Source organism: Pseudoalteromonas sp. 1_2015MBL_MicDiv, from assembly GCF_002407505.1.
GTDB lineage: Bacteria > Pseudomonadota > Gammaproteobacteria > Enterobacterales > Alteromonadaceae > Pseudoalteromonas > Pseudoalteromonas fuliginea.
The window spans coordinates 3785420-3808717 of sequence record NZ_CP012737.1 but is presented as its reverse complement, the minus strand read 5'-3'; the positions used below and the strand labels follow the sequence as shown (position 1 = coordinate 3808717).

18 protein-coding genes are annotated in these 23298 nt (G+C 39.6%); 5 read left to right on the top strand and 13 right to left on the bottom strand.

Annotation, left to right across the window (positions count from 1 at the left end; genetic code table 11):
* Window positions 1-19 precede the first annotated feature (19 nt).
* Both AOR04_RS17060 and AOR04_RS17055 read right to left on the bottom strand, forming a co-directional pair.
* The gene (locus AOR04_RS17060; RefSeq protein WP_096793980.1) at window positions 20-472 is read right to left on the bottom strand and encodes a c-type cytochrome; all 453 of its coding nucleotides are present in this window, start codon (window positions 470-472) and stop codon (window positions 20-22) included.
* Between the two features lie 92 nt (window positions 473-564).
* Window positions 565-1035: a DUF2721 domain-containing protein gene (locus AOR04_RS17055; RefSeq protein ID WP_007377300.1), complete on the bottom strand. Its 471-nt coding sequence runs from the start codon at window positions 1033-1035 to the stop codon at window positions 565-567.
* A 228-nt stretch (window positions 1036-1263) separates the two neighbouring features.
* Between AOR04_RS17055 and AOR04_RS17050 the strand changes: the two genes are divergently transcribed.
* Together AOR04_RS17050 and AOR04_RS17045 are read left to right on the top strand one after the other, a co-directional pair.
* The gene (locus AOR04_RS17050) at window positions 1264-4728 is read left to right on the top strand and encodes a S8 family serine peptidase (RefSeq protein ID WP_096793979.1); all 3465 of its coding nucleotides are present in this window, start codon (window positions 1264-1266) and stop codon (window positions 4726-4728) included.
* A 284-nt stretch (window positions 4729-5012) separates the two neighbouring features.
* A complete protein-coding gene (locus AOR04_RS17045) occupies window positions 5013-7187 on the top strand; it encodes a S9 family peptidase (RefSeq protein ID WP_096793978.1) in 2175 nt (724 codons plus the stop codon).
* Window positions 7188-7229: 42 nt separating this feature from the next.
* Here the strand turns inward: AOR04_RS17045 and AOR04_RS17040 are convergent, their stop codons facing one another.
* The 4 genes from AOR04_RS17040 to AOR04_RS17025 all read right to left on the bottom strand — a co-directional run bounded on the left by AOR04_RS17040 (window position 7230) and on the right by AOR04_RS17025 (window position 10980).
* Window positions 7230-8717, bottom strand: coding sequence for a sensor histidine kinase (locus AOR04_RS17040; protein ID WP_096793977.1), 1488 nt, complete (start codon window positions 8715-8717; stop codon window positions 7230-7232).
* A 10-nt stretch (window positions 8718-8727) separates the two neighbouring features.
* Window positions 8728-9453 carry a response regulator transcription factor gene (locus AOR04_RS17035; protein ID WP_007377304.1) on the bottom strand — a complete coding sequence of 242 codons (726 nt, stop codon included), beginning with the start codon at window positions 9451-9453 and terminating at the stop codon, window positions 8728-8730.
* Window positions 9454-9542: 89 nt separating this feature from the next.
* Complete coding sequence (locus AOR04_RS17030) at window positions 9543-10268, bottom strand: spondin domain-containing protein (RefSeq protein WP_007377305.1); 726 nt, start codon at window positions 10266-10268, stop codon at window positions 9543-9545.
* A 10-nt stretch (window positions 10269-10278) separates the two neighbouring features.
* Window positions 10279-10980: a spondin domain-containing protein gene (locus AOR04_RS17025; protein ID WP_007377306.1), complete on the bottom strand. Its 702-nt coding sequence runs from the start codon at window positions 10978-10980 to the stop codon at window positions 10279-10281.
* Window positions 10981-11162: 182 nt separating this feature from the next.
* Between AOR04_RS17025 and AOR04_RS17020 the strand changes: the two genes are divergently transcribed.
* Window positions 11163-11528 carry a DUF4870 domain-containing protein gene (locus AOR04_RS17020; RefSeq protein ID WP_008136117.1) on the top strand — a complete coding sequence of 122 codons (366 nt, stop codon included), beginning with the start codon at window positions 11163-11165 and terminating at the stop codon, window positions 11526-11528.
* Between the two features lie 227 nt (window positions 11529-11755).
* The gene (locus tag AOR04_RS17015; RefSeq protein WP_033015687.1) at window positions 11756-12190 is read left to right on the top strand and encodes a YqaA family protein; all 435 of its coding nucleotides are present in this window, start codon (window positions 11756-11758) and stop codon (window positions 12188-12190) included.
* A gap of 9 nt (window positions 12191-12199) precedes the next feature.
* Here AOR04_RS17015 and folX read toward each other — a convergent pair whose 3' ends face one another.
* The 7 genes from folX to ycaO form a co-directional block, all read right to left on the bottom strand.
* Entirely contained in the window at window positions 12200-12556 is a 357-nt protein-coding gene (folX, locus tag AOR04_RS17010; RefSeq protein ID WP_007377309.1) for a dihydroneopterin triphosphate 2'-epimerase, read from the bottom strand.
* Window positions 12557-12559: 3 nt separating this feature from the next.
* Entirely contained in the window at window positions 12560-13114 is a 555-nt protein-coding gene (gene folE, locus AOR04_RS17005) for a GTP cyclohydrolase I FolE (protein WP_007377310.1), read from the bottom strand.
* 25 nt (window positions 13115-13139) lie between these two features.
* A complete protein-coding gene (gene folM / locus AOR04_RS17000) occupies window positions 13140-13859 on the bottom strand; it encodes a dihydromonapterin reductase (RefSeq protein ID WP_007377311.1) in 720 nt (239 codons plus the stop codon).
* Window positions 13860-14001: 142 nt separating this feature from the next.
* Entirely contained in the window at window positions 14002-14832 is an 831-nt protein-coding gene (nadE, locus tag AOR04_RS16995; RefSeq protein WP_096793976.1) for an ammonia-dependent NAD(+) synthetase, read from the bottom strand.
* A 53-nt stretch (window positions 14833-14885) separates the two neighbouring features.
* A complete protein-coding gene (locus AOR04_RS16990; RefSeq protein ID WP_007377313.1) occupies window positions 14886-15515 on the bottom strand; it encodes a YceH family protein in 630 nt (209 codons plus the stop codon).
* A gap of 43 nt (window positions 15516-15558) precedes the next feature.
* Complete coding sequence (locus tag AOR04_RS16985) at window positions 15559-18921, bottom strand: ATP-binding protein (protein WP_096794155.1); 3363 nt, start codon at window positions 18919-18921, stop codon at window positions 15559-15561.
* A 167-nt stretch (window positions 18922-19088) separates the two neighbouring features.
* On the bottom strand, window positions 19089-20849 hold the full coding sequence (gene ycaO / locus AOR04_RS16980) for a 30S ribosomal protein S12 methylthiotransferase accessory factor YcaO (protein WP_096793975.1): 1761 nt from the start codon (window positions 20847-20849) through the stop codon (window positions 19089-19091).
* A gap of 156 nt (window positions 20850-21005) precedes the next feature.
* Here ycaO and AOR04_RS16975 point away from each other — a divergent pair, with 156 nt between their 5' ends.
* Window positions 21006-23291, top strand: coding sequence for a penicillin acylase family protein (locus AOR04_RS16975; RefSeq protein ID WP_096793974.1), 2286 nt, complete (start codon window positions 21006-21008; stop codon window positions 23289-23291).
* Window positions 23292-23298 lie beyond the last annotated feature (7 nt).

Genomic DNA, 23298 nt, shown 5'->3' with positions numbered 1-23298 from the left:
AGTATTAAAACAACAATAATTAATCTTTAAATTGCTTATGGCAATCTTTACAGCCTTTAGCCCATGCGCCAAAAGCTTTACCAATTACGGCCTTATCGCCTGATTGAGCCGCTACTGCTAGCTCATCTGCGTATTGTTGGAATGCAGTTGCTTTTTTCATAAAGGTATCGTTTTCAGACCAAACAGCAGCAAGTGCAGCTGTGTCGCCTTTATCGGTTCCTTCGTAAAACGCTTCCCATGGCATTTTTGAAAGTGCAGCTGCGTTGTTAGCACGCTTTTTAAATTGCTCTGCGTCAAAAGGTACTTTGCCTTTTAGCATTGCACCCATATCGCTTATTTGTACTGAGATCATTGAAAATGCAGCTTGGCGATACTCAATTGCGTCACTTGGCTCTTTAAATGCAGAATTTGCCGATACGCTAAATGCACACGTTGCTAGCGCTATTGTTGCTAATACGTTTTTTAATTTCATGTTTGCCCCTGTTGGAAATTTTAATTATTAATTAAGTATATTGTATCTAACATCGTATTTATTCAAGCAAATGCGATGGGTTTAATTAAAATTTAATCGTTTATGTCTATGTCAGCAAATATCATCCCGCGACGCATGCTTCGAGTTGCTAAAAATACCTCGCCAAGTAAAGACATAAAGGCACATATAAGCAATGCCATTGCTGCAACAAAGCAGCAGGCAATTGTAACGCCTAAATTTATAGATTGAATATGTGATAAAAACAACAGCATAACCACAGCACATACAAGCAATGCGCTTAATACACTTAAACTAAAAGCAATATGTATACATCGAGAACGCTTTAAAAGGGCGCGAAGTTCTGTAGCTAGTGATTTATTGAAATCTTCATCTGTACTTACCTTTAACCTGCGTTCTAATTGGCGTGCCCTATCGGTAATTCGTGCTAAGCGATTAGATAACACACCCAGCGTGGCAGCAATCCCGGTTATGAGGAACACAGGAGCCACTGCGGTTTGGATTACTTTAGCCATAGTTAAGATGTTAATCACTTCATTATTCATATTTGTCTCAAAAAGGTCGATTTGTTTACACTTGTTTACAAATTTAAATTGAATTATTGTTGCTTCAAATCAATTGCTTAGGCTTGTTTTCTGTCTTTGTGTAGACGCATTGTAATTTGTTTGTAATCAAGGTGTTGCTCAGGGTGGGTGTAAAGTTTTATATTCTAGTTACAAACCAATTACGATTGGTATAAGCACAATAATATAAAACTCGTCCCAGGGGAAATAATGTCTAAAAACATAATAAAAAGAACTGCAATAGCAACTGCAGTATCAAGTGCGTTTATTGCAACATTCGCAAGTGCAACAACTTTACCTACAGTTACTATTGCTCATCACCAAGCAGAGCAAGTTAAAGATACTGTTTCTGCACAGAAAGAACCATCAGCATATATGATCGTACTTCGTGCGACGACCTCTGTTGATGGATTTGTAAATGGTACTTATCAGGCATCAAACAACCGTGAAATTACGGCAAATATTGAGCAGCTTCAAGATACAATGACTTTAGAGCTCAATAGCTTAGATTTTGATGCGAAAGTAATTGGTAAAACTAAAATACTAGCACCAACACTAATTGTTCAAGCATCACCAGAAGCATTAGCTAAAATAGCAAAAGACTCACGTGTAGCTAAAGTATTACCTATGTTTGATAACGAGTTACATGTAGCTGCAACGTCGGACTATATTCATGCTAAACCTTTAATCGATGAGGGTATTGTAAGTGGTAAAGGCCAGCGAGTAGCTGTTTTAGATACAGGTATTGATTATACTCACAAAGCATTTGATGGCGCGGGTACTGTTGAGGCATATGATGCTGCTCAGGAAGATCCTGCCGCAGTTACTTGGCCACAAGGTATTGTAAAAGGTGGTTTCGATTTTATTCGCAATGATGCAGACCCAATTGAAAACGATCCTGTTGTTGTTATTGCTGATGTTGATGAGCCAACAAATCACGGTACATCTTCTTCACACTCAGTAAGTGGTATTGCACCTGATGTAGAGCTGTATGTTTACTCTGTTTGTGGTGGTGGTTGTCCAAGTGCGGCACAAGTTGCAGCATTAGAAGCTGCTATGGATCCTAATGGGGATGGTGACATTTCTGATCGTGTCGATGTAATGAATATGTCACTCGGTGGCGAGTTTGGTGATACATACACAGGTGGTGGTGCGCAGTACCTAATTCAACGCGCCGTTGATTTGGGTGTAAATATGGTTATTTCTGCTGGTAATGACGGCGATAACCCATTTCGTGTTGGTGGCCCAAGTACAACACCGAATGCACTATCTGTAGGCGCGATGACGCACCCAACAGCTCAAGTTAGTATAGCTACTGGTACTGTTGCGGGCGTTGAAGGTAATATCCAAGGTTCAGGGTTTGGTTTGCAGGCTGACTATGCTATTTCAGGCGCTGATATTGAATTAGTTTACCCTGATGCTAACCAAAATGGTTGTGATGAGTTTGCCGCTGATGTTGATTTTACAGGTAAAGCAGTATTAATTGACCGTGGCACGTGTGCATTTACAGTTAAAGTACTTAATGCACAGAAAAAAGGTGCTGAATTTGTACTGATTGCTAATAATACAGATGATGGTACCCCTGCACCTATGGGTGGCAGTAACGCTGCTGTTACGATTAAAAATGTAGGTATTAATTTTGCCGCAGGTGTTGCTTTAAAAGCGCAATTAGCGGCAGGTGATACGGCAACATTTGATATTGATGTTAAAGTTAAAACAACATCGGGAGCCGTAGCAACTTTCTCTTCTCGTGGTCCTTCTATGGATGGTTTATTAAAGCCTGAAATTACTGCACCAGGAACGGCTATATTAGTCGCCGCCGCAGGCACACAAGATGGACTATCACCAGTAGATGGTACGTCTTTCTCTGGCCCTATAACTGCCGGTGCCGTTGCGATGATTCGCGAAGCTCACCCTGAGCGTAATGCATTTGAAATTAAAGCTACGATCATGAATGCAGCTGACCTAAATGTAACCAACGAGCCGCTAGCAACTAACCCTGACTCAAAGCTTGCTCCAATTAGTATGATTGGTTCAGGCTTAGTTGACGTAACTAAAGCAGTTAATTTACCAGTAGCTGCATGGGTTAATAATACACAATTTAATACTAAGCAAGCTGCGCTTTCTTTTGGTCTGGTGTCTATGACTGAAACAGAGTCGTTAACGCAGACTGTAACGGTTAAAAACTTTTCATCAGACGCTAAAACGTATGCACTACGCACTGAAGCGCGTTACCAGAATGATGAAGATACAGCTGCAATTAGTTGGGATTTCCCTGCATCAGTAACAATTCCTGCAGGTCAGTCAATGAATTTTGACGTGGTACTAACTGTTGATCCTACAAAACTGCCAGTATGGGAATTAGAAAACCCGTTTAGTGCTGACGATATTGCAGCAAGAAGCGCAGCACTTACTTCAGTAGAGTTTGATGGTGCATTAGTATTTGATGATGCAAGTACAGATACAGATCATGATTTACACGTTGTGTATCACGTAATGCCAAAAGCAGCGACAGCGCTAAGTGTTTCATCTCAAATTATAGACAACGAGATGGCACTTATCGTTGAAAATAGTGGTCAAACAGAAATTACGCCGTTCGCAGAAACCATTATTGCAATGGGTACTGAAAAAACACGAGAAGAAGCTGAATTTAATATTATTTCGACTACTTTCTCTGCTTTTGCTGATGACTCTTGTGATTCGGGTATCTTTGTAACATCTTCTATCCAATTACGTGACCCATTAACTCATGTATTCCAAGCTGGCTTTAGACTTGAAATAGATACAGATAATGACGGCGTATTTGATCAAATTATGCAAAACTATAACGACCGTGGTCGCCAAACTGCATTCCCAGGTCGTAGCCGTACAGTAATTGGAACAACAGATGGTGCGGGTAACGACTCTTTAGCATGGGTTACTCCGATGTTTCATTCAGCGGGTGAGAACACGGTTACATTCTCTGCGTGTACAAACTTATTTAACGTAGATGCTTCGCTAATTGGCGAGCAAATGAACTTTAAAGCTTCAGTAGGTAGCCCTGCTTATCAAACGGGTGTGTTTTCTGAAACAGACAGCGTTGAAGGTTCAACGTTATTTGGTACTTCTCCTACTGTAGCATTAACGTCATTAGAGACAGGCGAAGTGGTTTCATCACTTAAACCTGGTGAAAAAGCGATTGTTGAAGCCAGCGGTCCATTTGCATTATCGCAAACATCTGGCCTGGGTGTTGTTAAAGCAATGGCAAGTGCTGATTTAGAGCTTCCTGCAATTGAAGCTCCAATGTTAGTTGGTGGTGAATTTACAGTTTCTGAAGATGCAGAAAATGGCACAGTTGTTGGTAAATTAACAATTACGGAGTCTGATTTTGACTTAGACGTTTCGGAGTACTTCGTTCAGTCTAATACCAATATTGGTCTAGGTGTTGATGAGCAAGGTCAAGTAGTTGTTGTAAATACAGAGTTGTTAGTTGGAAATTCATCAGCTGAAATTCAAGTTGTGGCAATTGATGTACGCGGTAATGTTTCTGAACCTGTAATGGTTAACGTTAGCGTTGCTGAAGTGGTAGTACCTCCAGTTGTTGAGACTAAGAAGAAAAGCTCTTCTGGTTCTCTTGCATGGTTAACATTACTAGTAGCGCCGTTTGCATTTATGCGTCGTCGTAAACAAAAGTAATTTTATAACTTAACTGTTATATAAAGGGAGCTTCGGCTCCCTTTTTACATGGCTTCTCAAATTAAATAACGACAAATTCTAATTTTAGATATATTTATACCAATCTGCTTAATTAAATGAGCTACTTTGAGTTAAGAAAATCCTGTCGATAACAAGGCAAAAATTTCGTTATTTAGTCGTTCTATATCAGAAATTTCTAACACCGTTAGCGTCAGGTTTAATCTCTCAAATTGATTAAGTTGGTATTACTTAATAAAAATTAAATACAACAAGGACTTTGACTGATGAAACGTACCCCCTTTGCATTTGCTGCACTGTCGATAGCTATCTTAAGTGGTTGTAATCAAGCCCCAGAAGAGACTCAAAAAAATAATACACAAATTAAAACTGTTCAAGTAGCCCAAGCTATTGCACCTATTGCTAAAAAAGTGCCATATGAGATGACTATTCATGGTGACACACGTGTAGATAATTACTATTGGTTACGTGATGACGAACGTAAAGCGTCAGAGGTTATTAACTATTTAGAAGCCGAAAATACATATACAGATGCAATGCTTGCACATACTAAAACGTTGCAAAGTAAATTGTTTGAGGAGCTAAAAGGGCGTATTAAAAAAGACGATGATTCAGTCCCAGTTAAAAACGGTGATTATTTTTACTCAACGCAAAATCGTGGCGACAATGAATACACGACTTACCTACGCAGTAGTGATTTTTCAGGCACTGATCAGCAAGTTATTTTAGATGTAAATGAGCTTGCTAAAGGCCATGATTATTATGCGGTAAGTGGCTTAGATGTAAGCCCGAATGGCAATTTAATGGCTTATGGCGAAGATACTGTTAGCCGTCGTATTTATAGTATAAAAATAAAAGATTTAACAACCGGTAAATTACTCGAAGACACACTTGAAGGCACTAACGGTGGCATTGTGTGGGCAAACGATAATAAAACGGTTTACTACATTAAAAAAGATTTACAAACTCTACTAGGTTATCAAGTTTATCGTCATACATTAGGTACATCACAAGCTGATGATGAGCTAATTTACGAAGAAACTGATACCAGTTATTACATGGGGATGAGTAAAAGCAAAGATAAGTCAGAGATTTATATTTGGCACAGCAGCACGGCTGCATCAGGTGTGTCGGTATTGAGCGCTGATGATGCTAAGGCAATGCCTAAGCGTTTAATTGAGCGTGAAGCTGGGCTGGAATATGAAATATCTAAACTAGGAAATACTTACTACATTGTAACTAATTTAAACGCAGTAAATTTTCAGCTAATGAAAGTGGATATTGATAAAGCAGGTAACAAAGCTAATTGGCAAAGTGTGATCCCAGCGCGTGATAATGTCAAACTAGAGGGCATTGATTTATTTGGTAACTACTTAGTATATCAAGAACGTGAAAAGGGTCAGTCAAAACTTATTGCTCGCAATTTAAAAACAGGTAAAGAGTTACCACTGAGCTTTAACGATAGCGCTTATACAATTAGCACTTATGGCAATAATGAGATTGATAGCGATACGTTACGTGTTTACTACACAAGCATGACAACGCCTGATTCATCATACGATGTAAATTTAGCAACAGGCAACAAAACATTACTTAAACAACAAACTGTATTGGGCGACTTTAGTGCTGACAACTATGCCTCAGAGCGCATTTTTGTAACTGCGCGTGACGGTATAAAAGTACCGGTAAGTTTGGTTTATCGTAAAGATGCGTTTAAAAAAGACGGTACAAATCCATTGCTGCAGTACGGTTATGGTTCGTACGGGGCAACGATGGATCCAACGTTCTCCAGCTCACGCTTGAGCTTGTTAGACCGTGGCTTTGTATTTGCAATTGCCCATGTACGTGGCTCGCAAATGCTAGGTCGTCCTTGGTACGAAGACGGCAAGCTACTTACTAAAAAGAATACGTTTAATGACTTTGTTGATGTAACCAAAGCATTGGTTTCTCAAAAGTATGGCGCAAAAGATGAAATATTTGCGTTAGGTGGCAGTGCTGGTGGCTTATTAATGGGCGCAGTAGCAAACCAAGCGCCTGAGCTTTATAAAGGCATGGTTGCTGCGGTACCGTTTGTTGATGTAGTAACCACGATGCTTGATGCGAGTATTCCGCTTACAACAAATGAATATGGCGAATGGGGTAATCCGAACGAAAAAGCGTATTACGATTACATGCTATCTTACTCGCCATACGACCAAGTATCTAAGCAAGCATATCCTAATATGCTAGTAACGACTGGCTTGCACGATTCACAAGTTCAATACTTTGAGCCAGCTAAATGGGTTGCTAAGCTGCGTGACTATAAAACTGATGACAATAAATTATTGTTTAAAATAGATATGGAAGCAGGGCACGGTGGTGCATCGGGTCGCTTTAAGCGCTTAGAAGATACCGCGCTAAACTATGCATTTATGCTTGATTTAGCGGGTATTAAAAAGTAGTTAATTTATATATTTAAAATAAATAAAAATGTAAGGTGCTTTTTAAGAAAGCACCTTTTTTTGTGGCAAATTAAAGCTAAACATAGTGCCTTTGCCAATTTCACTTTGCACGTATATTTCGCTATCCATCAGTTTCAATAACCCCCGACATATAGCTAGCCCTAAACCACCTTGCTGACGCCCCTCTTTATTAGAATTACTTGCTTGATAGTGAGGATTAAAAATAGCACTCAGTTCATCTTGTTTTATTCCAACGCCAGTATCTGAAACATGCACGAATAGCTGATTGTCGCCACTGCGCTTTACATGTACTGCAATGCTACCACCGCTAGGGGTATGCCTAATAGCGTTGTCAATTAAGTTACTTAATACGCGTTCTAATTTTGCGATATCGGCTACAACAGGGAAATCACAAATTGCAGGTTCTACCGATAAATGAATACCCTTTTTATTTACAGCTAAGCTAAATTTAGCAATGCAGTCATAAATTAACTCGCCTAAATTAAAGGTTTCTTTATTTATGTTTATTTCGCCATTTTCTAAATGGGCAAGTTCAAATATTTGCTCTATGAGTAATTTTAATTGTCCGCAATTATTAAGCGACACTTGTAAGTATTCTTGTTGTTCTTTTTGACTTAATTGCTCACCAGATTGATTTAAAACCTCTAAAAATCCTTGCAGTGATGCAAGTGGTGTACGTAGGTCGTGCGATAAGTGAGTGAGTAACTCTTTGCGTTGTTTATCGCCCTCTTCAAGTGCTTTAAATTGCTCATTAATACGGGTAAGCATTGCTTGAATGCTGCGACCCAAACTATGTACTTCATTGCTTTTTTGTGTTGAATAGTTACTTAATTTTGTATCTGTAAGGCTGTAATTGGCCGCTTCAATATTGCTTACATCACGGGCTAAACGCTGTATTGGATTGGTGAAAAAACGCAGTAAAATTAGCATTGCAATGAGTAAAAAGGCTAAAGCGGAGCCAAGCCATAAAGCGGCTAGCCATAGCCTGTCATTATTTTTTATAGTATTGAGGGAGGTATCGTAGGCTTCACCGCCAATAATTACATATAGGTAACCTTGTAACTTGTCGTGATTAAATACAGGCGCAACCGAAAATATTTTTTTTTGGTCTTTATTGCGCGGATTATCACCATAGATAGGTGCTGCTTTAGGGTCATTAATGAGCTTTTTTAAAGGCGCTAAATCGATATAGTTACGCTTAACTTTTCCTGGTTTTGCTGAGTAAGTAAGAATTTTTCCGGTTTCGTCTACAAAATAAAATTCAAACGCAGGGCCTAATAGCATTAAAGTATGAAAAAGGTTTTCGAGCGCTTTATAGTCGTAAACACCTTCTTTTATCAATGGGTTATCTTGTACTAAATGCTCAGCTAACGCTAAATGCAGATTTTGCTCACCATGGTGTTTTGAAGTAAGTTCTAATTGTTTGCTCCAGCCATAAACAAGTGCACAAATAAAACAAAATATAACAACTAACGATATGGCTAATTTTTGGTACAAAGATAATTTCATAATAGGAGTCTTAATTTAGTTGGCTAGGGTTTAGTTTATAACCCACACCCCAAACTGTTTCTATAATGGGCATTTTCTGGTGCTCTTCTAGCTTGGCGCGTAAGCGGTTTATGTGCGAATTAACTGTGTGCTCGTAACCACTATGTTGATATCCCCATACTTTATCGAGTAATTGTTGGCGACTAAAAACATGACTAGGGTGGCGTGCAAAATAAACAAGTAAATCAAATTCGGTGGCGGTAAGGTTGAGTGCTTGCTTGCCTAAATAAACTTGGTGCGAACTGAACTCAATGTGGAGTGAGCCTACGTTTAGCGTTTGTTCGCTATCAACGGGTGAGTTATCGTTATTCTGACTGGCAAGTAATTGTGCTCTGTGGCGCAGTTGGGTCTTTACTCTGGCTTGTAACTCACGCGCAAAAAATGGTTTACAAATATAATCATCTGCGCCCATTTCAAGACCAATCACTCTGTCCATATCGCTACTGAGCGCGGTCAGTAAAATCACAGAGGTAGTAGGATAATGTTCTTTTATTTTTCGGCATAAACTCAAACCATCCATTTGCGGTAAGTTTATATCGAGTAAAATGAGTCCGTAGGGGTGCTTAGCTATTTTTTTTAAAGCAAGCTCGGCACTCACAACATGATCAACATGTAAGTTAAGTGAAGTAAGCTGCGTGGTAATTAATTTACCTATTTCTCTGTCGTCTTCTACTACTAATAATTTTTCGTGACGCATGTATAACCTCGTAAAAAGGGGGGCATCCGTGCTCCCTTACTTCCCCATTACAAGCTGGTATGTCAACGCGTAAATATCGTTAATATTAATTACTGAGTTCGAGTAATGACAACTTTCGCCAATGGATTATCAAATTTATGTTCAGGGCTTAGCACTGAACTTGATAGCCCGTCTTCATTAGTAACTACACCAGGGTGTCTTGCTACAAAATCAACATCATCGCGGGCTTCATTAAAGCCTTCGCCGCCATCCACAGGACCCGGTAATGTACCAGCTGCTTCTGTATTTGCTTCCGTACCTGCATCATAAGCAACGGTGGTGCGCATAATAGACTCACCAACGGCTAATGTAGATACATCTACAGCACTAAGACCGGTAAACCCATCATTTGTATTCACCATCATAGTGGCAAGCGATAGTTTTAGTACTTCAAGCGTGTCGGTAGTAATCGTGATTGTGGTATTTGCACCAGGTCCAACTGGGCCTTCACTCGATGCATTAGCAATACCATTTTCAAATGTAAGGAGTTGGCTGTTATCCCCGCCTTCAGCCATTGTTTCTAATGCCACTGATGAAGGACTGCCTATTTGCCATAGCGTACCTTCATGGTGTGCAATAACGGCAACTGGTGAAAATGGTTGACCAGCAGTTAAATTACTTACAGTAACGTTAAATTCATAGCTGGTAGCTGTCGGTGCTGGTGTTGGTGCAACTACTTGATCAGGCTCGTTGCTATCATTGTCGCCACATGCTGCAAGAGTAGTTGCAAGCGCTAGTATTAAAGCGCTTTTTTTAAAGTTTTTAAAAGATGACATTATAGCGCTCCTACTTAACCGTAACGGTTAGTTTTGCTACTGGGTTTAACCATCTGTGCACTGTATTGCTTAAGTCACTATTACCAGCGGTTAGATCGTCATCACCTAAGTTACCAGGATGAATATGAATATTAATATTGCTATCGGTGCTTGTTAAACCAGCACCACCGGTACCAGCATTACCACCAGGAGCAGCTGGAATACCAGGCGTACCTGGTGCACCTGAACCTTCTACTACAAGTTCATTATTTTGTTCAGTACCTGCATCGTAAGCATTTAAAAACACAGTATACGTTCCAGCTTCAGTTGGAATTTTCCAGCTATCAAGACCGACAAAACCGTCATTTGTAGGAAGTAGCATTGCGGCAACAGAAAGGTATTCGTTACCATCAGATGTCGTTAGGGTTGCCATTGCAGATACTGTTGGCGCAAGTAGACCTTCAGCCGGGTTTGCAGCCATATCACTACCTGCGGCAGTTGCTTGCGCAACTAGTTCTGCAATATTTCCGCCCTCAGCCATTGTTTGTAATGCGGTAGAGGCTTCCGTTGCTACTTCGAACAGTTTATCTTCACTGTCGTGAGCAGTTATTAATACGGGTGTAAAATGGATGCCTTGAGTTAAGTTGGTTATTTTTAAATCTAACTCTGCGGCCATAGTTGATTGGCTAGCTGCCGCTAAAAGAGTTGCAATTGTTAATGTAGAAGCTTTCATTATTATTTCCTGTAAGTGATGATTCGAGTTAAGTATTGAATAATCGTCTCCAGAAACTCTCACAAACTTATCACTTTTTTATCACAAGATTTTACGCTGTGATTTTTTGCTAATACAGCAGTTGATTTATGGACATTTGTTTAATTAAAAGGCAACATACATGAAACAAAAAGGAGAGTGTTATGGAAGAAAATCAACAGGTTGAACCAGTTAATAAAGATGACCGTACGTGGGCTATGCTATGTCATTTAAGTGCATTAGCTGGATTTATTGTGCCGTTTGGCTCAATAATTGGGCCATTAATTGTGTGGTTAATTAAAAAAGATGAAATGCCTATTGTTGACGTACATGGCAAAAAAGCACTTAACTTTCAGATAACTATGGCAATTGCCTACCTCGTTTGTTTTGTACTAATATTTGCAGTGATAGGTTTAATATTACTGCCTTTAGTGGCAATTTTTGGGTTTGTAATGGTTGTACTGGCGAGTATTAAAGCTAACGAAGGAAAAGAGTTTAATTATCCGTTTAGTTTAAATTTGATAAAATAAACACACAGTTTATTTTTATACCCATTGCATTAAATTAGTGATCTATTATAGCGATGAGAAAATAGCTCAATAACAAGGCTAAAATTATGATACATAGTTGTTCTATATAAATAATTTTAACGTAGTTAGTGAGTTATTTAATACGCTAGAATGATCATGTTTTTAATAAAATTGGTATTATAAACCCAGCTATAGGCTGGGTTTTTACGTTTAGTTATAAGGGCATTATGCTTTATCTCACGTTATTTATTAGCGCATTTATATCTGCCACATTATTGCCCAGCTCTTCTGAGGTAATCATGGTGGGAATGATTGCCCAAGGTAAAGTTAATTTATGGCTTATGTGGTGCGTAGCAACGCTTGGAAATGTACTGGGAAGCTGCGTTAATTACTGGTTAGGCACGCAGGTACTGCGTTTTAAAGATAAAAAGTGGTTTCCTGTATCGCAAAAAGGGCTTGATAGCGCACAAAAACAATTTAATAAATATGGTGTATATAGTTTGTTATTTGCTTGGTTACCGGTTGTGGGAGATCCATTAACAGTAATTGGAGGCATATTTAAAGTACGGTTTAGTACTTTTTTGTTGCTAGTAATGCTAGGCAAAGGCGCGCGCTATTTAGCGGTTATCGCCCTTGCCGTTGGATTCGAAAAACTCATTTAGATACAAAAGTTATTTCGCCCAATCAAGTGTTAACGACACTGAGTCGGCAAAACGCAGTGCATGCGGTTTATCAACACGTGCTTTAGCGTAATGAACACTTGGGTGCGAGTGACAAACCGCAAGAATTTCAGCAACTAATTTTTCGAGCAGTAAAAAGTGCCCTTGTTCTACTAAACTAATCACTTCTTTGGTGATCACTTTATAATTTAGTGCTTGGTCTACTTCATCCGTTTTACAGGCATCATCAGCAGGGTAGTGAATCTCCAGATTGATCACTACGTCTTGCTTTTTTTCACGCTCATCGGGGTTAAAGCCAATAAATGTACGCAGTCGCAAATTAGTAACGTTAATAATTGCATTAGCCATAGGTTAACCTTTTATAAGCTGCAAAAATTCGTTACGCGTTTTAGGATCGCTTCTAAAGTTACCTAACATTACTGATGTACGCATGCTTGAATTTTGCTTTTCTACACCACGCATCATCATACACATGTGTTTTGCCTCAACAATAACGCCTACGCCCTTAGCGCCTGTCACTTCTTCAACTGCTTTAGCGATTTGATGCGTTAGCTGTTCTTGAATTTGAAAACGGCGTGAAAACATATCAACAATACGGGCAAATTTAGACAAGCCTAATACTTTACCGTTTGGTATATAAGCAATATGGCAGCGGCCAATAAAAGGCAGTAAATGATGTTCACACATAGAGTAAAGCTCTATGTCTTGCACTAACACCATGTCGTCAGCATCAGACGTAAATACCGCTTTATTAGTTATTTCATCAAGTGTTTGACGATACCCCTGCGTTAAATATTCCATTGCTTTTGCAGCACGTTTTGGCGTATCAAGTAAGCCTTCGCGGTTAGCATCTTCGCCTACTGCGGTGATGATTTTTTGGTAACTTTCTTTTAATTCATTATGCATAAATATCTCAGTTTATTTAGCTTATTTACTTTAAATGACGACCGCCATCTACAGGCAAAGAGCGCCCTGTGATGTATTGGCTTTGTAATAGTAAATCAATGCTATTGATAATTTCTTGGCATCCGGGTTCAATGCCCATTAATGATTTTTTAAGGGTCTTAGCTCGATATTGTTCATCGTCATGTTCATTAAAAATAATGAGCGATGGAGCAACCGAGTTCACTTTTATGTTTGGCGCATATTTAGCGCTAAACGATTTAGTTAGGTTGTCGAGTGCTGCTTTACTTGCTGCGTAAGCTAAATGTTTAGGGCTGCCTGTTTCAACTACATAATCAGTGAGGTGAATTATATCGGCAGGTACTTTTTCATTTTGCTGATGTTTTAAAAGCAGCTCTGCGCACATTAAATTAATTAAATACGGTGTTTTGGCATGTATACGCATCATATTATCAAACAGTGCTGCGAAGTCAGGGTTGTTAGCTTCGCAGTCCCAGCTTGATGCGTTATGTACAATAGCGCGCAGCGATGTTGTATGCATATTAAGCGTATTTATAAATGCACTAATACCGTCATCGGTACTAAAGTCAGCATAAATACATACAGCGCCTTGTTGCTCTAATTTATCAACAGCGCCGTGACGAGTACGATACGTAATAATAACAGCCTGCCCTTGGGCTATATAATGCTGAGCTAGCGCTAAACCAATACGTTGGCCTGCGCCGGTAATTAAAATGGGCGATGTCATATAATGCAGTGTTCTCTTTGGCGGGTAATTAATAAATATTAGCGTGTTAATTTAGTAAAATATACGCAGTCTCTTGATCTGTCGATCAAAAAAGCAATTAATCATTAATGGTATTAATTGCTTTATTTTATTTACTAAAACATTAATCGTAAATTGTCGGAATTGGTTGGCGCTTATGTTGTGTACGCGTGTAAATACTCACAAGCTTTTGTTCAACATCATTAGACACAGGTTTACCTTCTAAAAAGTCATCAATTTGCTCATAGCTTAAACCAAGTGCTTCTTCATCTGTTAAGCCTGGGCGGTCACTTTCTAAATCAGCTGTAGGTGCTTTATCTACTAATAAAGCTGGCGCACCTAGTGCAGTTGCAAGCGCACGAACTTGGCGTTTTGATAAACCAAAAAGCGGCGCTAAATCGCATGCACCATCACCAAATTTGGTATAAAAACCAGTAATGTTTTCAGCACTATGGTCAGTACCTACGACTAAACCTTGGCAAAAACCTGCAATTTCATACTGAGCAACCATACGTTGGCGTGCTTTAACGTTGCCTTTAATAAAATCTATCTGAGCTTGCTCAGGAAGGGCTTCGCCGCTACCAACTATAGCTGCAAGCGCTTGCTCATGCAGTGCATCGGCTGCCGGTTGTACGTTAACGGTCATACGTTTACTTGGCTGAATAAAATCAACCGCCATTTGGGCTTCGTCTTCATCGGCTTGTACGCCATAAGGCAAGCGAACAGCAATAAATTGATACTTATCAGTGTCTAGCTCTTCATTTAGCTGGTTGACTGCTAATTGGCACAAACGTCCACAAGTTGATGAGTCAACGCCACCACTTATACCGAGCACTAACGACCTTGAGTAAGCTGCCACTAAGCGTGCTTTTATAAAATTAACTCGACGGATTATTTCTGCGTTTATATCAATTGTTGGCTGAACTTTCATTTCAGCCATAATTTCGGCGCGCATGGCCAGCTCCTATAGTCTTATATAAACTTATTATGTGATTAAGCGTTTAATAATTAAAGCCCTAAATGGGCTTTAATCTGACGTAGTTCTGTTTTTAGTTGCTCAACTTCTGCGAGTAGTTCGTCTAACTCACTATTTTTAAGTGCATTAACTTTTGGCTCATGAGTATTATTTGTTAAGTTAGTTTGCTGGTCTGCGAGCTGATGTATATAGCGACTTTCTCGCTTACCAGGTTCTCGTTCTAACTTTATTACGTAATCATTTTCAATAAGCTCATTTAGTGCACTCTCTACTTCGTTTACATTATTAAACTCAGCAAGTCGAGTACTTCGAGTTCTCAGCTCTCCTGGTGTCTGTGCGCCGCGTAATAGCAGTAAACAAACAATAGCGCGCTGTTGCTGTGAAAATTGTAAATTACTAAATTCAGTATTACAAAAACGATGGTCGTATTTATTTACGCGACCAGAAAGGCCTTCGTCTATTGTAACCAAACGCAGTTCGATTAGTTCATCAAGTATATTTTGTACGTCGTTTTCAGTGAAATTTACAACAGGATCGCGATTAGACTTTTGATTACATGCATTTGTAAGGCCATTTAACGATAGCGGATAATGCTCTGGCGTCGTACTTTGCTTTTCTAGTAAGCAACCAATAACACGTTGTTGATTTGCTGATAACTGCATAAATAATCTCAAATTAGTAAGCGTATTTTATTAGCTTACACTTTTATTGGGTATCAAGCCATTGGCTAAGTTTAGGTTGTAAAGCGGCTAGATCGAGAGGTTTACTCAAATAGTCGTCCATTCCAGCGGCAAGGCATTTATCTTTATCGCCCTGCATAGCATTTGCGGTTAAGGCTATTATAGTAATATTTTTATTATACTTACCTGCATCGCCTTTTCTTATCGCTTGTGTTGCCTGATAACCGTCCATTTCTGGCATCTGGCAGTCCATTAAAATAAGCTCATAAGGCTCGCCTTGCTTTGTATTGAGCTTAACAATTGCCTCAAACCCATTTTGTGCAATATCAAAGCTCACTCCAGCCTGTTTTAATAACGCTGAGGCGACTACTTGGTTTACTTTATTATCTTCCACTAATAAAATTTGTGGTTGAGAAAAGTTAGTGGCGACCATTTTTGTGAGTTTGTTTTGCAACTGAGCTTGCTTTTGTTGTAGTTCTATAAACTGATCATTAGTGAGTGAATCAAATAAATCAGAAGGCGTTAGCGGTTTGAAAATCATACAATCAATCTTTATCGCTAGCTTTGATTCCTCTTTTGAGTAGCTCATAGGTGCCATTATTACTAATTTACAGCCTTGTATATTTATAAATCTTTTTAGAGCAGTAATGCATTCTGGCGACGCTTTTTCAAAAAAGTAGTAATCAATTAAAATGGCATCAGTATTTTGAACCTCATTATGTGAGTAATTCAATATTTGTTGATAGTCATTGATGCAATCTACACTAGCGCCCCAAACAGAGAGCTGCTTACTTGCTGTATTAGCATTTAAGCTGCATTCATCAATTATTAAAATATGCTTATCTTTAATTAAATGACTCGGTAGATCTTGCTCTTTACTGAGTCGAGGTTGTATCTTTATTGTGAAAGAAAAAGTGCTGCCTTGGCCTTTCACGCTGGTTACACTAACCTCTCCGTTCATGAGTTCACAAAGCTGTTTTACTATTGCAAGGCCTAATCCTGTACCACCAAACTGACGCGTTGTTGAGGCATCTGCCTGTGTAAAGGAGTTAAACAATGTCGCTTGTTTTTTAAAGTCGATACCAATACCAGTATCAATAATAGAGCATTGTAAAAATGAACCGTTGGTTGTGTCATTTATTTTTGCCACAATTATTACTTCACCATTTAAGGTGAATTTAACAGCGTTACCGATCAAGTTATTTAAAATTTGACGTAGCCTGTTTGGGTCGCTAATTATTTCGCTGACTGTAATTTGAGTGGCATCTAAAATAAGCTTGGTATTGTTTTGCTCTACTTTTAAGGCGAACGATTCAACCACCTCACCTAATAATTTAGGTAAGTTAAATTGTACATTGTCGATATCGAGTTTACCGGCTTCTATTTTTGAAAAGTCTAAAATGTCATTAATTATATTAAGTAATGATTGAGCAGAAGATTGGGCTAACTCTATATGGTGTTCTTGTTGTTGATCTAATTTTGTTTGCTTTATTATATTTAACATTCCGAGCACGCCGTTCATTGGGGTGCGAATTTCGTGACTCATACTCGCTAAAAACTCACTTTTTGCGGCAACTGCTTGTTCTGCTGTTTCTTTAGCCGTTACTAGCTCTTGTTCAGTTTCAATACGTTGCTGGCTAGAATGTAGGCTACCTATCAATGCGGCGACAGCGATTAAAAAACTTTCCTCATTTTTAGTCCAATTACGTTTAATTCTACATTGCTCAGCACAAATAATACCCAATACACCACTGCCTGCAGGTATAATTACACACAGCATAGATTTGATCTCTAACGGCAATGAATAATGTGTGGAGAGGGGCGCCAAGGTTGAATTTTGTAAAACATCAGAAGCATTAAATACAGCTTGATGGTCAATAGTATTAAAAAAGTCCGGGAGGTTTTTCCTAAGCCAAAGTAACTCTATTTTATCTGCTGAGTTCAATTCACTGTGCACGGCAAATGGAATTAGTTGGCTTTTGCCTTTATCAAAAAACCGTATGCTGGCGCGCTCAATTTGAAATGCTTGGCAAATAGATTGTGTAATTATGTCCTTGGATTGGCTTAGCTGGCCGTTTAAAATTAATTTATTTATAGTAAGCGAGGCTAAAATTTCGTTATGCAACGCTATAGAGCTACTTTCTAATTCAACTTTTTTTCGGGTATCTATATTCTGCAATGATCCAAAAATTCTTACACATCGTCCTTTTTTTTGCTCTGCCTCACCATGCACAAGCACCCAAATTGACTCTCCTTCTGCATTCATTACCTCCAGCTCAACTTCGTATTTTTCGCCGTGTTTTATAGCACGTTCAATCAAAGGTTTAATGGTTTCTCTGCTCGTGCCTTTTTTAAAGTAGCTCAAATCTATTGGCCACTTAGGTTGGGTATTTAATGGGTATTTGAATATTTTTTTGGTCATATCTGACCAATACACTTGCTGAGTTTCTAAATTAAATGACCATGCGCCGATTTGTGCTAAATCACTCATTGTTTCGAGCATTTTCTCGTTTTGTTGTTGGCGATTAAGCATTTTTAAAAAGAATAAAAACGCCCAAGTCAGTAATCCACAAATAATAATAATAGCGAAACGCAATGGCCAAATAGCTGAATGAGGCGGATTCCAACCGAGCTTTGGGGTAACGTATAGTTGCCAACTTCCACCTTGGAAGTTCAAAGTGAATTCAAGAGGGTTTTGTTCAATAATATTTGAGTTCCCATAAAAAAACTCCCCCTTTTTACCTAAACCATTGCGACCTTGTATGGCAACGAGATACTCCTTTTCAAGTTCATAGATTCCAGAGTTGGTATAAATTTTTTGAATATCGAGCACAACTGATAACAAACCCCAAAATTCATTTTTAGGAGGGGTGTATACAGGGACTCTGGCTATTAATGCCTCACCTCCTTGCACTAAAGTGAGTGGCCCAGCCATGATGATCGTGTTTGTGTCGCGGGCTCTAATTGCATCTGCACGTTGATTTTTGTTATTTAAAAAATTAAGACCTATCGCTTTTTCATTTCCTTTTAAAGGATAAGTCATTTGAATAACCATATTTGGGGCGCCGCCAATATTACGCAGTTCTTTTGAGGTATTGAAAAGAGGGGCGGCAATCTGTGCAAAGCGTTCTTGCTCTAAGTTTGGCTCTACGGCTACAGCAACACCTAAGCCACGCACTAGTTGGATATTAGAAACTAAAGTCGATTCAAGCTGGGCGCGATAGGTGCTTACTTCGGAGAGGATTTGCAATCGATGGGCGTCTTTTGCTCGATTATAGTTAATACGCTCAAGTACCACACAAACCAATACAGTTAATGTAAGCGATAGCCAAAAGGTCAGCTTAAAGTTATGAACATTCGTTTTTTTATTATTAATCGATGGTGGCATTAGCTGCATGTTGGCGTTAATTAAGGCAAATTAACTATAGCTAATTTATTACGAAAATGAAAACAGCGCTAGAGCCTGTTGGTCTTTCGAGGTTAAAAAATTAATCCTGAAAGGTCAACATGCCCTTAAATACGCCGTTTATTTTTTATAATTAGTAGTTTAGCGAGTTACGAATCGCTAACTTCACGTGCCCAATGATTTTGCTTTGCTACATGTAGCTTGCGGTAACCATCAAGTAGCGCCGCATGCTTTTTAAAGCCTTCAAGCGATAAACCAGGAAAAGTTAAACCGTTAAACTGCTTTTCACCTTCGGCAATTTCTATAGCCAGGGCTACATTATTAGCACCAAACATTAAGCCTAGTGCATCTTGGTAATCTGCGTATTCGCGCTCGTCATCGTATTTAATTTCAAGAATCGCTTTTAAACAGCGGAAGTGGCGCATTGCCTCTTCGTTTACTTGGCCTGTATGAAGTATCCAGTCAACCCAATCAATGGCTTCTTCGCTGCCTGCAGCTAAACATAGGTGTGCTTTAAGCTCACCAATGCGCAGCGTGTGCCATGGTGTGTTGGCATCGGTTGCAAGGCCAATAAATTCTGCGGCGCGGATAATATCGCTGTGGCCTGCTTCTTCAAGGCTGTCGTAAATGTCCATCCATTGCTCTGCATCGTACTGATCAAGCGATAGGAATGTTTCGCGGAATTTCGCGCCTTCGTTGTTGTTGCGCCAAATAAGCTCATCAACAGGGTAAATGTCTGACATGCCCGGTACTAAAATACGACATGCGTATACGTTTAGATGCGTGTAATCCATGATGTAGATATCATGATCCATGCTGTGAATTAGGTCAGTACAGAAGTTATATTCTTGCTCTGTTGTGCCGCTAAAGTCCCAATGGACAAATTCAAAGTCAGGTTTTGCACGGAAGAAATCATGCGAAATCAAACCGCTTGAATCAATAAAGTGCAGTTCAATGTTCTCTGGTGTTGCTACTTCATCGTTATCAAATGTTGCAGGTTGGAATACATCTAGCTGATCAAGACGACGACCTTGTAGTAACTCGGTAACGGTACGCTCAAGCGCAACTTCAAATGATGGGTGAGCACCAAACGAAGCAAATACAGAGCCATCTGTTGGGTTAATAAGCGTTACGCTCATTACAGGGTATTTACCCCCAAGCGATGCATCGGCAATGCGTAAATGAAAGCCATGGCTGCGAAGCTCTTCACACGCTTCGTGAATTTTAGGGTATTGCTTAACAACGTCTTCAGGCACGATTGGTAAACAAATACCTTCGGCGATGATGCGGTTTTTAATCGCGCGTTCAAATACTTCTGATAAACCTTGTACGCGCGCTTCAAATTTCGTGTTACCAGCGCTCATACCGTTAGATACAAAAATATTACCAATAACGTTTACCGGTATGTATACGTCTTGGTTATCGCGTTGGCGAGTGTAGGGCAGGGTACAAATGCCACGATCGATATTGCCTGAGTTAAAATCAAAAAGGTGTGATGCGTTAAGTTCGCGCTCTGGGTCAAAGTAATCCCATAAGCTTTCATCCATAATACCTTGTGGTACTTCATCGCCTTCAACTTTAAACCATTTTTCACTTGGGTAATGAGTAAATTCGCCATTAGCAAATTCTTCACCTAGGTAAAAGTCTGCAAAAAAGTAGTTACAGCTTAAACGCTCAAAGTATTCACCAAGTGCTGAGGCAATAGAGGCTTTGTCGGTTGCGCCTTTACCATTGGTAAACATAACACCGCAGTCACTGTCTTTTATATGAACCGAATAACAGTTAGCTACAGGGTTAAGCCAAAGCGCTTCTTCAACATTAATGTTTAGGGCTTTAAGCTTGTTTTGCATGGTAGAGATTGACGATTCTAGGTCGCGGTCTTTACCTTTGATAAATGTTTTTTCAGTCATATTGATCTCAACTAGTTCTGCACGATGTGTGGAGCTGACATTATCGTGGATTTTGATGTTTATTTCACCCTTTGCGAGCAAGAACATTATTATTTAATAAAACTGTGGTTATTATATGCTCTCAACGCTTGGTGAAAATTATCAAAGGAAAGGCCGATGTTTAAATTAATCAAATGGTTACTGTTATTGACTGTTATTTTAGGGTTGGCGAGTACCGCCGTTGTTTATGGCGTACTTAGTTTAAGTTTACCGGCTCTTGACGGAAGCGGGCGTAGTAACGCGGTAGTAGAGCCTGTAAAAATTTCGCGCGATGTATTAGGGCAAGCAGTAATAAACGCCAATAGCCGAAACGACGCCGCCTATGGTTTAGGTTATGCGCATGGGCAAGACCGCTTTTTTCAAATGGATTTATTAAGGCGTAATGCCGCAGGCGAGCTAAGTGAATTATTTGGTGAAGCGGCGCTGGGGCTCGACAAAAAAATGCGTTTTCATCAATTACGCAAACGCAGCCAAATTATTTTACAAACGCTGCCTGAGACCGATAAGCAATTACTTAAAAGTTACGCTCAAGGTGTAAACGAAGGTTTAGCGCAAGTAGGGTATTCAAGCTTTGAATATTTACTAACAGGTGCAGCACAAAAGCCATGGCAAAGTGAAGACAGCCTACTTGTGATATTTAGCATGTACCTTGATTTACAAAGCGCCACATTTGAACGCGACCAAGCACTTATTCAAATTGAGCAAGCGTACACAAAGCAAATGGTTGATTTTTTAACGCAACCGAGTAAGTACCAAGCCGCACTTGATGGCAGTAAATTAGCGCCTTATAACGCCGGCATACCTACTTTGCCCACTCAAACACAACATACAGTTAAAAGTATTGAAGCCAACCAAGAGCGCGGCAGTAATAACTGGGCAGTTACGGGAACGCTGACTAAAACAGGTGCTGGTATGGTGTCGGATGATATGCATTTATCGATGGCAGTGCCTGTAATTTGGTACAGAGCGCAATTAAATTATATACAAAATGGTGAGCAAACTCAGGTAACCGGTGTATCGCTGCCCGGAGCGCCTGCTATTGTAGTGGGCACTAACAATAATATTGCATGGGGGTTTACTAACGGTTATTTAGATACAGCCGATTGGATTGCATTAAACGATGACAGTAAAACATGGCAAGTAGATGAACCTATTGTATTACCCGATGGGGAGGTTGAAAACTACCCATTAATACTCAGCGAATATGGCCCTGTAAAATACATTAACGAAAAACCTTATGCATTGAGCTGGGCTGCACATCAGCCTTACGCCGTTAATATGCAACTCTTAAAGTTAGAGCAAGCCAAAACAGTAGATGATGCACTTGGCGTAGCAAGCGATGTGGGAATACCTGTGCAAAATCTAATGGTGGTAGATAGTCAAGGTAACGCAGCGTGGAAAAACATGGGCGGTATACCGGCGCGTAAAACGCCAAGTGAGCTTGGCGTAAATGCCGATGACTATTCAGTGCTTTGGCAGCAAATCGAATTAGAACGTCCCTTTATTAAAAACCCACAAAGCGGCAGATTATGGACTGGTAACTCTCGCGTGGTATCGGCTGAAGATAACGCCCGCTTTGGCAATGGTGGCTATGCACTCGGTGCACGTTCGAGTCAAATTCGCGATAGATTATTTGAAAAACAAACATTTGCAGAGAACGACTTTTACGCACTACAGCTCGATAATCAAGCTCGCTTTTTAATGCCGTGGCATGCTTTGCTATTAAAGCAATTAAAAACAGATCAAACCAAAAATCAGCAATATATAACAGCGCTCGAAAATTGGCAGCAATGTGCGTGTTCAACCTCCATAGGGTATACCTTAGTTAAGCGCTACCGCGATGAAGTGATTAATATTTTATTTAGTAATATTGAAAGCCAATTAAATAAACAACAAGGCACACTTAAATACTTAAAACGAGATTTAGAGCCCGCAGTTTGGCAGCTTATTAATAACAAACCCGATACGTGGATAAACCCGCAATTTAAAAGCTGGGATGCACAATTACACGGTGCATTTAACCAAACTATCACTAAGCTTACTGAGCAATTTGGTAATAATGTACAAAGCTGGCAGTGGGGCAAGGTCAATGAGTTAGTGATAGAGCATCCGTTTGCAAAGCAAATGCCGTTACTTGCTAAGTTATTAAATATGCCCACAGCTACGGGTTTTGGTGATAGTTACATGCCTGCTGTACAAGGGCGTAGTTTTGGCGCATCGCAACGCTTTATTGCTCAACCTGGGCATTTAGAGCATGCAATTATGGCTATTCCTGGTGGGCAATCGGGGCATCCATTATCTGAATTTTATAGAGCGGGTTTTAGTGATTACGTTGAGGGCAAACATACACCTTTATTGCCGCAAGAATTAATACATCAAATAGTAATAGAGCCTGCGCAATGAACTAAAG